This is a genomic window from Anaerobacillus alkaliphilus (genome assembly GCF_004116265.1).
In the GTDB taxonomy this organism is placed as follows: Bacteria; Bacillota; Bacilli; order Bacillales; family Anaerobacillaceae; genus Anaerobacillus; species Anaerobacillus alkaliphilus.
This window is the reverse complement of the sequence record NZ_QOUX01000001.1, coordinates 1-13,452: the sequence shown is the minus strand read 5'-3', so window position 1 is coordinate 13,452 and position 13,452 is coordinate 1. Positions and strand designations below refer to the sequence as shown.

At 36.5% G+C, this 13,452-nt stretch carries 11 protein-coding genes, 2 rRNA genes and 1 riboswitch; of the genes, 7 read left to right on the top strand and 6 right to left on the bottom strand.

Going from position 1 to position 13,452, the window contains the following annotated elements:
* Positions 1–6: 6 nt before the first annotated feature.
* Positions 7–945, top strand: coding sequence for a TIGR03943 family putative permease subunit (locus DS745_RS00065; RefSeq protein WP_129076165.1), 939 nt, complete (start codon positions 7–9; stop codon positions 943–945).
* Between the two features lie 200 nt (positions 946–1,145).
* Here DS745_RS00065 and DS745_RS00060 read toward each other — a convergent pair whose 3' ends face one another.
* A complete protein-coding gene (locus tag DS745_RS00060) occupies positions 1,146–2,366 on the bottom strand; it encodes an IS110 family RNA-guided transposase (protein WP_129076981.1) in 1,221 nt (406 codons plus the stop codon).
* Between the two features lie 270 nt (positions 2,367–2,636).
* Entirely contained in the window at positions 2,637–4,262 is a 1,626-nt protein-coding gene (gene cimA / locus DS745_RS00055; protein ID WP_129076164.1) for a citramalate synthase, read from the bottom strand.
* Between the two features lie 459 nt (positions 4,263–4,721).
* Positions 4,722–4,823, top strand: a riboswitch (purine riboswitch).
* Between the two features lie 135 nt (positions 4,824–4,958).
* Between cimA and DS745_RS00050 the strand changes: the two genes are divergently transcribed.
* Both DS745_RS00050 and DS745_RS00045 read left to right on the top strand, forming a co-directional pair.
* A complete protein-coding gene (locus DS745_RS00050; protein WP_129076163.1) occupies positions 4,959–5,546 on the top strand; it encodes a xanthine phosphoribosyltransferase in 588 nt (195 codons plus the stop codon).
* Between the two features lie 33 nt (positions 5,547–5,579).
* The gene (locus DS745_RS00045) at positions 5,580–7,097 is read left to right on the top strand and encodes an NCS2 family permease (protein WP_129076162.1); all 1,518 of its coding nucleotides are present in this window, start codon (positions 5,580–5,582) and stop codon (positions 7,095–7,097) included.
* A gap of 34 nt (positions 7,098–7,131) precedes the next feature.
* On the opposite strand, the gene DS745_RS00040 is transcribed toward DS745_RS00045, so the two are convergent.
* The gene (locus DS745_RS00040) at positions 7,132–7,872 is read right to left on the bottom strand and encodes an SDR family NAD(P)-dependent oxidoreductase (protein WP_129076161.1); all 741 of its coding nucleotides are present in this window, start codon (positions 7,870–7,872) and stop codon (positions 7,132–7,134) included.
* A gap of 88 nt (positions 7,873–7,960) precedes the next feature.
* Here DS745_RS00040 and DS745_RS00035 point away from each other — a divergent pair, with 88 nt between their 5' ends.
* Entirely contained in the window at positions 7,961–8,236 is a 276-nt protein-coding gene (locus DS745_RS00035) for a ubiquitin-like small modifier protein 1 (RefSeq protein ID WP_129076160.1), read from the top strand.
* A 1-nt stretch (position 8,237) separates the two neighbouring features.
* Positions 8,238–8,498, top strand: coding sequence for a MoaD-like domain-containing protein (locus DS745_RS00030; protein ID WP_129076159.1), 261 nt, complete (start codon positions 8,238–8,240; stop codon positions 8,496–8,498).
* A 246-nt stretch (positions 8,499–8,744) separates the two neighbouring features.
* Here DS745_RS00030 and DS745_RS00025 read toward each other — a convergent pair whose 3' ends face one another.
* Positions 8,745–10,568, bottom strand: coding sequence for an aldehyde ferredoxin oxidoreductase family protein (locus DS745_RS00025; RefSeq protein WP_129076158.1), 1,824 nt, complete (start codon positions 10,566–10,568; stop codon positions 8,745–8,747).
* Between the two features lie 160 nt (positions 10,569–10,728).
* Between DS745_RS00025 and DS745_RS00020 the strand changes: the two genes are divergently transcribed.
* Positions 10,729–11,763, top strand: a complete 1,035-nt coding sequence (locus DS745_RS00020) for a ThiF family adenylyltransferase (protein ID WP_129076157.1) — start codon at positions 10,729–10,731, stop codon at positions 11,761–11,763.
* An 86-nt stretch (positions 11,764–11,849) separates the two neighbouring features.
* Positions 11,850–12,557, top strand: coding sequence for a class I SAM-dependent methyltransferase (locus DS745_RS00015; RefSeq protein WP_129076156.1), 708 nt, complete (start codon positions 11,850–11,852; stop codon positions 12,555–12,557).
* 316 nt (positions 12,558–12,873) lie between these two features.
* Here DS745_RS00015 and rrf read toward each other — a convergent pair.
* Positions 12,874–12,989, bottom strand: a 5S ribosomal RNA gene (gene rrf, locus DS745_RS00010).
* A 290-nt stretch (positions 12,990–13,279) separates the two neighbouring features.
* Positions 13,280–13,452, bottom strand: a 23S ribosomal RNA gene (locus DS745_RS00005); the annotation flags it as partial.

Genomic DNA, 13,452 nt, shown 5'->3' with positions numbered 1-13,452 from the left:
TTTATCTTGAACAATAAAGGCGACTTAGGTTTTCACGCTTATATTAGAGGTATTATCCTCTTCGGTTTTGCCTTACTGATTTTAGGCTTCATTATTACCGACAACATGAAATACTATATTGCCCCTAAAATGATGCCTTTTATTTATTTTTCAATTATTGTCTTTTTCTTACTTGGTATCCTCCAAATTTTTCGGAGTACAAAAAAGGGCCAAGCTGAAGAAGAAATAGATTGTGATTGTGGTTTAGATCACCAAGTAAAAGGACCCGGTTGGATTAAGCTACTAATATATTCAATCTTTATCGTCCCACTTCTGATGGGATTTATGATTCCAGATCAAGCGTTAAATAGTCAAGTAGCCGCTAATCGCGGAATTATTTATGGCTCTGGAATGAACCTTGCAAAACCAGTAGACTCTTCTACACCTCGTGCAGACCAATTCTTGAATGATCCCGAAGGCTATTTAGCTAGTTTAGAATCGATTGATGAGGATATTGAACATTTTCAAATTGAGGACTATTACGATGAAGAGTGGTTTAGTGAATACTATAAAGAGCTAATGACCGAATTATTAAATGAACCAGTAATACAAGTCACGGATCAAAACTATTTAGACATTATGACCCTACTTGACTTGCATTTGGAAAGCTTTATCGGGAAAGAACTAGAAATCACTGGATTTGTTTTTCGAGAACAGGATTTTGAGGAAAACCGATTAGTAGTCGCTAGATTTTCAATGACATGTTGTACAGCAGATGCAGGTGTCTATGGAACATTAGTTGAAACTGAGGACGCCCATTTATATGAAAATGATATGTGGATAAGAGTGAGAGGAACTATCAATAAGACGGAGTATCATGGCTACCAGTTGCCAATCATCCAATTACGTGAAGTGACTGTTGTTGCTGAACCGGAATCTCCGTATGTATATCCAAGTTTTCGATAATAAAGAGAAGAGGCTGACCCATTGAGTCAGCCTCTTTCTTACCTACAGTCAAGTGTTTTTATCTTTTTATTTATGTTAGATGAATTAATTTTGAGTGGGAGGGGTACCCCTCCCACTCAAAATTAATTTGCGCACGCCAAATAGACCTTACGAGTTGAGTTTTTTCGAGAGGCCAAGTATGGTATAGTATAAATAACGATTTACGAACAGGTTGATGCCGCTTCGTAATCATAGGTGATGTTGTGTGTGATTAGATGAAATGCCACTTTCAAAAACTTATTTACACACGCAATGGACGCAACTTTATGGGGTTTTCCATGAGGTTGCGTTTTTAATTTGTCGTAGTATTCTATAATATGATTGTTAGTCTTCTTACGTAGTTTAATCATCGTCTGAATCATAAAGTATAAGATTTTTCGTAGCTTGTTATTCCCACGTTTGTTAATTTTATCTTTATAAAATGTATTACCAGATTGATACCGCATAATGTCGATCCCAACATACGCATTCAATTGTTTATGGTTTTGAAAGCGTCGAAGATCTCCGATTTCTCCAATTAATCTTACCGCTGTTACTTCACCAATCCCCGGAAAAGAAGTTAGCACTTGAAATTCTATGCGTCCTTTTGATAGCTCTGCCATTTGTTTAATAATCTGTTCTTTTTTCTCTTTTAAGTCTGAAATACGTTTAGCATAATCACGCACTTGTTCACATCTCACATCTTCTTTCGAAATTGCTGGATATGAGTTTTGGGCAGCGTGAAGCAGTCCTATTCCTTTTTCTTCAGCGCGTGTAAGGGATAGATTCTTTTTTGTATTCGCTTTTAATCGGTTTCGTATCACAGTTTTAGAACACTCCAATACTTCATCTGGGTGTGGATAAAGCTGAACAATATTTAAAAAGAGTGCAGAACGTTTTGAAAAAAGATGTTCTAGCTCAGGGAAACTTAGTTGTAAAATAGCGTGCATACGGCTGAATAGGTTGGTAGATTCACTTTCTAATTCATCATAATAACGTGTAAGTGCGCGCATCTGTTTATAATAGTTTTCTTCTTGATATGTCGTTGTACGTTCTGTCCGAAAGTGGGATTTAGCAAGCTCATGGGCATCGCTTTTATCAGTCTTATGACGGCGCATTGAAGCTGTTTGTAAATTCGCTTCTAACGGGCTAACTCTATGATAGGGGTAGCCTTCTGTTTGAAAGAAGTATTCTAATGGTCTTGAATAAACTCCTGATGCTTCGAATACAATTTCAGGTGCCTGACCATCCAGTTTAGTGATTTCACAAATCTTTTCATTCAAGGCTTTAAAAGACAACTTATTATGATTAATTTCGCCTTCAAATTCACATTTCTTATAGTGGTTATAGATAACCATCGTACTTTTCCCCATACTAACATCGAATGCCAGTACATGTTTCATATTCATTTCTCCTTCTCCTGCCAGTCATAGAAGCCTTCACATTGCCTTATCGATTCCACTTTCTTTTACTCGATCTCTTATGGACCCAACATACTAAACTGATTCAAATAAGGGTGTGAAGTCGGCCGGTTTTTAATACGGACTCTTAAATGGTCCTAGAGGCTGATCGGCCTTACTTCACTTCTACTATAAAAAATAGTAGCACAAACCCTGGCCGGGGTCTGCACTACTAATCTTAGTATGTTTTTGATCCAAGAATTCACATTAGGTTTAATGGTTACTTACTCCAAGACTATTGTTTGTTTTTTGGGGATAGACGAGCTCAATTACATCATCGTTTTTCATTAGATAATATTGAACACTATCTACAAGTGCTAACCAACTTGCTTTTATTATGTTTGCTGAAACACCAATGGTACTCCATTTCTCTTGACCATCAGTAGACTCAATTAGCACTCGTACCTTTGAGGCGGTAGCCTCTGTTTCATCTAACACTCGAACTTTATAGTCCGATAAATGCATATTTCTAATTATCGGGTAAAACTGCTCTAGTGCCTTTCGTAACGCATGGTCTAAGGCATTTACAGGACCATTCCCCTCCGCTGCAGTTAAAATGATTTCATCTTGTATGCAAAGCTTAATAACTGCTTCTGTTGAAAAACTTTCGTCTCCATTTTTTTCAATAAATATTTTAAAATAGTCTAATATAAAATAGTCTTTCAAACTACCGTAGCTCTGTTTGACAAGAAGTTCAAAGGAAGCTTCCGCTGCCTCATACTGATAGCCTTCATGCTCTTTTATCTTAATTGTCTCTAATAATTGTTTTGAGGTCGGGTCTTTTTTATCAAGCTTTATGTTCCATTCCTGCGCTTTAAACATCAAATTACTCTGGCCTGATAGCTCAGAAACTAATACTCTGCGATTATTCCCTACTAGCTCTGGCAACACATGTTCATATGTTTGGGGGTGTTTTAATACTGCACTCACATGCATCCCCCCTTTATGAGCGAAAGCACTTCTACCTACAAAAGGCTGATTACTAGGAGCTGTTTGATTAGCTATTTCATGAACATATTTGGCTATTGATGTTAACTTTTTTAAGTGTTCTTCTTCCACACAAGTATACGTTAACTTCATTTGTAAATTAGGAATAATTGAAACTAGATTGGCGTTACCGCAGCGTTCACCGTAACCATTTATTGTCCCTTGCACTTGTCTTGCCCCAGCCTGGACAGCTATTAATGAATTTGCAACCGCTAGTTCTCCATCATTATGACAGTGAATTCCCACTTGAATATGTACTTTACCACAAACATCTTTGACAATTTCAGAAATTTCATGTGGTAATGTACCACCATTTGTATCACATAACACTATGCAGTTAGCTCCTGCATCTTCTGCAGCAAACAAGGCTTTCATTGCATAATTTTTATTAGCTTTATAACCATCAAAAAAATGTTCAGCATCAAAGATCACTTCTAAACCATGGCTTTTTAAGAAGCGTACAGAATCACTAATCATTTGAAGGTTTTCTGCTAACGTTGTTCGCAAGGCTTCTTGAACTTGGAAGTCCCATGCTTTACCAAAAATTGCGACTGTACCTACCTTACTTTCAATTATTTTTAAGAGATTTTCATCATTCTCTGCGCTACCCCCACTCCTTCTCGTACTACCAAATGCGGTAATTGTACTTTTCTTCAAATGTAATTCTTGGACTCTCCGAAAAAACTCCATATCCTTGGGATTACTTCCTGGCCAACCACCCTCAATGTAATGCACTCCAAGCTGATCTAACTTTGTAACAATTTTTAATTTATCATCAACCGATAAACTAATTCCCTCACCTTGGGTCCCATCCCTTAAGGTCGTATCATAGAGAAAAACTTGTTCCCTCAAGCTAATTCCTCCAATTCAGATCTTTATCACATTAACGTTTTTACTCACTAAATTATCTTTATAATGGTTAAAAGTATAACATAGCTACTTTACATTTTCTATTTATTTTCAAATAAATTAGAAAATTAAATTAATTAATCCATTGTAATTAGCATTTTACATCTTCTTACATATAATGTTTAACAAAAACAAAAATTTTGCCTTAAGGAAAGAGGTGAACAAGCATGAGAAAAAAATCTGTTCAAAGAATAATAAATTATACTCATCTACTCCATAAATTAAAATTTTTTAATGAACATGATAAAAATGAGATTTTAGGAAAAATCAAGAATAATAAGTTCCAAAAACCGTAAAATACTAACTATAACTGGAAATTAACGAACGATATTTTATATATTCTGAAATTCATTCGGAAAATAATCTATTCAATTCTAAATTCATGTGCTATAATCACACTACAAACAACAAAATAATTGATCTCGTATAATCGCAGGAATATGGCCTGCAAGTCTCTACCGAGTTACCGTAAATGACTCGACTACGAGTGGATGTAGCCCTTTTGTAAATTTTTATATTTTACAGGCTTTCCTATATTTGAGTTTAATTAAGCTCGAATTTTTTCATCCACTCATAGTTTCTATGGGTGATGGGAAAATTCGAGCTTTTTATTTTGTAAGTTAGTAGGAGGAAGACAACATGGAAGAATTAAAACAAGCAATTTTAAATAAAGGAGTCGTTGTATCCAACGGAGTTTTAAAAGTAGATACATTTTTGAACCATCAAATTGACCCCATTTTAATTGCTCAAATGGGACAGGAATTTGTAAAAAGATTTAACGGTAAGGAAATTACAAAAATACTAACAATTGAATCTTCTGGTATTGCACCAGCCTTCACTACCGCTCTAGAGTTAGGAATACCATTTGTGTTTGCAAGAAAGAAAAAGTCATTAACATTGAGCTCAAATTTATTATCCGCGAAGGTCCATTCATTTACTAAGAACGAGACGAATGAAATTACCGTATCTAAGGATTTCATCTTAGAAGACGACAAAATACTTATTATCGATGATTTTCTAGCAAATGGTGAAGCGGCTCTTGGGTTAGCATCTTTAGTTGAACAAGCCAATGCTACTGTTGTAGGAATAGGCATTGTTATTGAAAAATCATTTCAACCTGGAAGAGAAAAACTAGAGCAGGCCGGTTATCAAGTCGAATCCTTGGCAAGACTAGCCTCTCTTGAAAATAATACTGTTCGCTTTCTTGAAGAAGTAGCTACAAAATAATTATTCCCAACTAATAAGGAGAGAAGAATTAAAATGTCAACTAAACAAGTTCATTACCCATGGTATAAAAAAGAAGATACCGATGCTTTCTTTGCGTTATTTCAGAACAACCTTGCTAACTTCGTTATTATTGCAGTTACAATGCTAGGTATGGGCTTTCCAGCAAGTATTGTGTTTGGAAAGGTAATTCCAGGTGCTGCTGTTGCAGTTATTGTCGGAAATTTATATTATGCTTATTCTGCTGGTAAACTGGCAAAAAAAGAAGGAAGAGCTAATGTCACTGCACTTTCTTACGGTATTAGTACACCTGTTATGTTCGTTTTCTTATTTGGTGTTTTAGCACCTGCAAATGCTTTAACAGGTGACCCTGAACTAGCTTGGAAGATTGCCCTAGCAGCGTGTATGTTAAGTGGACTCATCGAGATTTTGTTAAGTTTAACTGGAAACTGGGTAAGAAATAATATCCCTCGTGCTGCAATGTTAGGTGCACTAGCTGGGGTAGCTTTAACTTTTATCGCTGGAGAAATGTTATTCAGAACTTTCCAGATGCCTGTTGTTGGATTATTTGTGTTAGCTGTTATTTTGGTAGGTCTAGTTGGAAAGGTAACATTACCTTTTAAAATTCCAGCTTCGTTATTTGCCATTGTCATTGGAACAGTTCTAGCATTTACTTTAGGTTATTCAGATACATCAAAAATCTCAGAAGGTTTAGCTAATTTTGGTTTTTATCCATTACTACCAACTTTCGCTGCATTCGAGGGTATGGGACTTTTATTTGGAACAATGATTGCTTTATTAGCTGTAATATTACCGATTACAATTTACAACGCTGTAGAAACGATGAACAATGTTGAAGCTATGGCTGGAGAAGGTGATCGATATGATGTTAGAGAATGTCAAGCTGTTGATGGAGCAGGAACTGTGATTGGTTCTTTATTTGGTGGAATGTTCCCAACGACTGTTTATATTGCTTCCGTAGGATCAAAGTGGATGGGTGCTGGACGTGGATACAGTATTTTAAATGCAGTTGTTTTTGGAATAACAGCTATGACAGGTGTAATTGCTGCACTTTCTGCAATCATTCCAATCTCTGTTGTTGCACCAATCCTTGTATTCGTTGGTATTTCAATGGTATCTACTGCCTTTCAAACGAATGAAACAAAATACTATCCGGCAGTTGTATTAGCAATGCTTCCTTACTTAGCAAACTTTATCATGTCTCGTTTTAATAATTCAGCTGGCGAAGCGGTTGCTAATTTTTCTAGTGCTATTGTCCCACTTGGTCAAGGTGCAATGTTCTCAGGAATTATTCTTGGTGCGATTACAGTCTTTATTATTGATCATAACTTTAAGAAAGCAGCACTTTTCTCATTAATAGGTGCAGGTTTATCTTACATTGGCTTAATGCACGCACCTAAACTTACTTTTGGAGCTAATTACGATTTTATGTTAGGTTATCTCGTAATTGCAGTATTCTTTATCCTGTTTACATTTAAGAAAAACACTGCAACAAACTCTATTGATCTAAACTCTGATAAAAAGATTGCTTAGAGAAAAGAAAGGTATCGGCTAAAGCCGATACCTTTTATTCTTCATAAATCATCTTGCGGGTCATTCCTCCATCAATAATAATGTTCGTACCAGTTATAAAATCATTATCTTCTGCTGTTAAATAAAGACATGCCTTCGCAACGTCGCTCGGTCTACCAACTCTATTCGTCAAATGCTGTTGATGGTCAGTCTCTCGTAACTCATCATAATTACCTGTCTCAATCCATCCTGGGCTGACTACGTTAACTCTAATGTTATCGGTACCTAGTGAAGCTGCTAGCGCATGTGTTAAAGATAATATTCCTCCTTTTGATGCAGCATAGGCTTCAGAGTTTGGTTCGGACATAATCGCTCTTGTCGATGCAATGTTAACGATTGAACCACCACCATTATCTCTCATCATCTTTGCTGCTTCTCTAGAACATAAGAACACACTTCTCAAGTTAGTATTGATAATGTAATCCCACTCACTCACAGCCAAATCATATGGTGAACCCCACTTTGAAATACCTGCATTATTAATTAGCACATCTACTCTTCCGTAGGAACTATGTACCTTGTTAAATAGTTCCTCTATATTAGAGGGGACACTAACATCAGTTTTTATTACTAGTGCTTCACCTCCATCAGCTATTATTTGCGCTGTCACATGCTGTCCTTGTGCCTCATCCCTATCAGCAATGACTACAAGATAACGATTACCTCCATATTGTCTGGCAATTTCTTTGCCTATACCATTTGCTCCTCCGGTTACAACAACTACTTTACGATCCATTTCTTCATCCCTTTTTCTATTATTTTCATCATATTTATTGTCAAATATTCCTTTCTCTATAATAATAATAAGAGAAAGGAGTGATAGAATGCTAATTAAAGTTTTTGCGAACTTTCGAGAGATTTGCGGAGGAAAAACAGTTACTCTTACGGTAGCTGATGGTCAATCAATCTTATCGGTTCTTGATAAACTAGTAGAGCAATACCCTTTAATGAACGAAGAGTTATTTACAGAAGATAGAAAATTAAAACCGCTTGTCCATGTATTTATAAATGGTAGGAATATCATCCACCTAGAAGGGTTAGCTTCCCCAACAAAAGAAGCTGATCAAATTGCTTTATTTCCTCCGGTTGCAGGTGGCTAACATGGAAGAAGAAAAATTGGAGATCCGTGGTATATTACGGAAAGACATTATCAGCTATCTCCTACAATTAGGGTCCAAAGCAGTTACCGATGAACTTTTTGTTTCGGAAAGTTGGGAATGTGAGGTCTCTACTGAGGAAAGATTTTTTATGTTTCAGTCTTGGATCCCTAAAGTACAAATACTATTTAGGTCAGAGGACGAAACTGTTTTAAAGACAGTTTTAGTAAACTTTCGTAAAAAAACATTTCGAGCTGGTGGATGATTAGTCTTTTAAAAAGGCTGTTTTCGCAAAGTTTGTTGCTTTCGTAAAAATTCCAAAAGCCGGATTTTTACACAAATTACTAAGAATTCACCACTAATTTGTTAAGTAATGCTCTTTTCTTACATAGTTTTTTGGTTGATATCTCCATCTAGGGTAATTTTCGATAATTTTAGGATAGAAAAGCCACAATTTATACGAAAAGAGCCTTTAAAAAAGGGATGATACTTGGTATCATCCCTAACCTTATTATGCTCCAACACTTACTTCAATTTCTAGTTCTTTTAATTTCTCTTTTGTAACCACACCATCTTCCCAGCCTCGTACATGATAGTATTCTTTTAACATCTGAGCAAGATGGCTGATTGAACCCGCTGAATTTCCGGTAGCAGGCTCCACTAAGAAACGTTGTGGCAACGTGTCATCCTTCCCATCAAATCCAGCTTGATTATTAAAAAATCTCTCAATATTATAAACTCTCTCACCAATTTTCATGATGTCATCACCGGTAAGTTCAATTCCTACTACGGCAGAATATTGTTGTGCATAATGATCTGCATTTTCAGAGAATGAGGAGAATTTACATAAATCAAGAGAGTCGGAGAATGCGTGTAAGTCTTGGAATATCTTTAGTAGTTCTCCTTTTCCTTCTACTTGGAAACGATCAACTGCTTCTGGGATTCCTGCAATTTCAGCCGCTATTGTATAGCCTCTTAAATGGCATGCCCCACGATTACTTGTTGCATACGCTAATCCAATCCCTTGAACCGCTCTTGGGTCGTAAGCTGGGATTGCTTGGTTTTTAACAACCATAGCGATATCTGCATTTCCAAATTCAGCTGCTGCTCTCCCTGGACCTTCAGCTAAAATATCGCCAAGTCCCTCTCGTCGAACGATTTGCTCTGTTAGTGCGATCATTTTATCAACATCGCCCCACTCAATATCTTCCTTCAATAGCCCTTTTTCTGAAGCTTCCATAGCTACTGATAATGTATTACCTAACTCAATTGTGTCAATTCCATAGTCATTACATTGATTAATTAAGTAAGCAATAGCTTCTTTATTTGAAGTGCCACAGTTTGCCCCTAACGCCCAAGCTGATTCATATTCATAGCTTTCTGTTCTTGTTTTATACTTACCTTCCTTTACCTCAACTTCCTTCTTACAGGCTACAGGACAGGCGTGACACGTTGGCTCTGCTACTAATAATTCATCTCGAATCGTCTCTCCACTAATTTCATCAGCATCTGGAAAATAAGATTCCTGAGAGTTTTTCGTTGGTAAACCACCAACTTCATTCATAATATTCATTAATACGTTCGTACCATAAACTGATAAACCACCTTTTCTAGGTGCAGTAAGAGCGCCTTCATTAATAGCTGTTAGCCCAGCTTTTATTGCATCAGGATAAAGATCTGGAAGAGCAGGTTGAGGCATATTACCTTTTTGACTTCCCATAATTACGATGGCCTTTAAATTTTTTGATCCTGCTACCGCACCAGTTCCGCCTCTGCCTGCTGCACGATCGTCTTCGTTCATCCAACCTGCATACCTTACTAAATTCTCCCCACCTTGCCCGATCGTCATAATACTAGTATCTTTTTTACCATACAACTCCTGTAATGCTTTTACTGTTTCGCGAGTGGTTTTTCCCCATAAACTAGAGGCATCTTTTAATTCCGCTTTTCCATCTTCAACATATAAGTAAACTGGTTGTTCACTCTTTCCTGTAAATATTAAATTATCGAAGCCTGCCCATTTCAGTCTTGCTGCAGTCCAGCCACCTAAGTGTGAATCTGTTACTGTTCCTGTCAAAGGTGAACGAGTCACTGTACAGAGACGTCCACTCATGTGAATTCTCGTACCAGTTAAAGGACCAGTCATAACAGCAAGAATATTCTCTGGAGATAATGGCTCGGCATTGTAAACCTGATTATCAACCATATATTTCACACCTAAACCTCTTGCACCAATGTACTTCTTCGCATCTTCTTCATTTAATTTTCGATACTCAATAGTGCCATCAGTCAAATTTACCCAAGCTTCATGATTACGATAACCACCTAATTCCATGAAAAACCCTCCCTAACATTATTTATCAAACAACTACTATTTCTGCATAATCTAAGAAAATTCCTCTTTAATCAACACCATTTTTTGGATAAACTAGTTTTATAACTATGTTAATAAATACTAGTAAATCTAGACTAATAGACCATAGGGAGAATGAATTATGGATAAAAAATTTGTGAAATATTCGCGACAATTACTTTTTTGGCCTGAAGGTAATACAAGTCAAGAGAAGCTTAGTAAAAAAATAGTTACAATTATTGGAATGGGAGCCTTAGGGACAGCGTTAGCAAATCACTTAGTTCGAGCAGGAGTTGGAAGAATAAGAATAGTAGACAGGGACTTTGTAGAGGAAAGTAATTTGCAAAGGCAAATGTTATTTGACGAACATGATGCTCTTCATCATTTACCAAAAGTAGTTGCCGCAAAAGAAAAGCTAGCATTAATTAATTCTTCTGTTGATATTACTTATTATATTGAAGATGTGAATGCAAGTAATATTGAGGAAATTGTTAAAGGTTCAGACTTAATTCTTGATGGCACTGATAACATGACAACTCGTTTCCTCATCAATGATATTAGTCATAAGTTAGGAATACCTTGGATTTACGGAGGAGTTGTTCATTCTCGTGGGATGACTACTACTATAATTCCCTATAAGACGCCATGTTTTCGATGTTTATTTCCGGACGCAGAGATTGGACATGGTGATACTTGTGACACAGTAGGTGTTCTGAGTACTATTGTTCATATTATAGCCTCTTACCAAGCGACAGAAGCATTTAAACTACTAATCGAAGATACTCATTCAGTTAGGCAAGAAATGCTACAAATAGATGTTTGGAAAAATGACTTTGATGAGTTTCCGTTTCAACATTCTTTAAATAAAACATGTCCTTGTTGCCAACAAAAAAACTTTACATTTTTAGAAAACGCCAAATATACAAGCTTAGTTACATCATTGTGTGGAAGAAACTCCATACAAATTACACCTGAAAGTTTCCAGAACAACATTAATTTTGATGATTTTCATACTAAGTGGACGAGAGTTGGGAATGTTGTTAGGACACCCTACCTACTGCGTCTCACATACGATGAATATACTTTATCACTATTTAAAAATGGACGCTTATTAATTCAAGGGACTAATGATCAAACTATTGCCAAACGTCTTTATACAAGTTTAGTAGGTGAATAATATCTAAATAATCACGTTTACTATTTGTTCCCCTTCCCAAATGACCTGCATAAATTAAAGCAAACGTTTGGAAAGGAATTGAAAAAATGAAAAAATTGACTTACACGGATATGCTCGCAGACCTTGGCATTACTAGCGCTCACCCTGGTGGATCTTTCTTAACAAAAAAAATACTAACAAAGGAAAGTATTACCCCTGATAAGAAAATTCTCGATGTTGGATGTGGAACTGGACAAACAGCTGTTTTTCTTGCAAAAACATATAAATGTGACGTTATTGCTATTGATGCTCATACCACGATGATCAGAAAAGCCAAAAAGCGTTTTGAAAAAAATGAACTGCCTATCAAACTGATAAAGGCCAATGCTGAAAAACTTCCATTTTCGGATGAAATATTTGACTTTATTACAGCAGAATCGGTGATTGCCTTTACACAAACTAGTCAATCCTTACCGGAAATGGTTAGGGTTTTAAAAAAAGCAGGAAGACTAATTTCAATAGAAATGACAGCCGAAAACAACTTGTCAGAAGATGAAAAAAAAGAAATTACTGAGGTTTATGGTATTGAGAGGGTATTTACTGAAGAAGAATGGAAAGAAGAGTTTCTTAGAGCCGGATTTACTGAGGTTATGATAGAGGAAGATCATGATAGACCAAAAGAATTTATTGGCGAGAAAAATGACCCTTCTAATTATATTGATCCCAATGTTTTCGAAATCTTACAGACCCATAGTTCATTATTAGAAAAGTTAAATGGGCGTTTAGGTTATCGAATTTTCCGTTGTTTAAAATAATCTAATATAGGAGGATGAATAAAGAACCGCTTTCTTTATTCACCCTCCTATTATTATTTCTACATTCTCTATTTAAGTATCAGTTTTATTAATTTATTTTCAGAAGACATCATCGATAGACTCCTTTACTTTAGTAACGAAGAGCTACTGACCTCGTTCACATCGTGAGATACTTCCATGATCCGTGGCTTTGCATCGTGGAACTTCGCTTCTAAGCTTTACTAGTAGACGCAGATGCACATATACCATTTAACCTATCCAAAACTTGTTGATTGCACAAAAAAACACATCCATACCGGATGTGTTTTTCTTAGTTACCTAGCAACGTCCTACTCTCACAGGGGGAAACCCCCAACTACCATCGGCGCTGAAGAGCTTAACGATCGTGTTCGGCATGGGAACGAGTGTGACCTCTTCGCTATCGCCACTAGATTTATTCAATTGTGAATTGTCAATTATGAATGTTCAATTGTTCTTAAAGCTTCTCTGAGAAGCTTTAAACAATTCATAATTCATAATTCTTAAGGGTCATTCCCTGAAAACTAGATAACAAAGCGACTGACTTCAATTACATCATGAGATGCTTCTTAGGATATCTTCATGCAGCTTTGCGACGAGGAAGCTTGCTTCGAAGCAATGCTTGTAGACGCAGGAGCACATTAATCTAAGTTAAAGTCAATACGCACACATTTAAGACTTGAGTAAAATTCAATTCTTATTTTTAGGATAAGTCCTCGACCGATTAGTATCTCTCAGCTCCACACGTCGCCGTGCTTCCACCCGAGACCTATCAACCTCATCATCTTTAAGGGGTCTTACTGGATTAACTCCAAGGGAAATCTCATCTTGAGGGGGGCTTCATGCTTAGATGCTTTCAGCACTTATCCCTTCCACA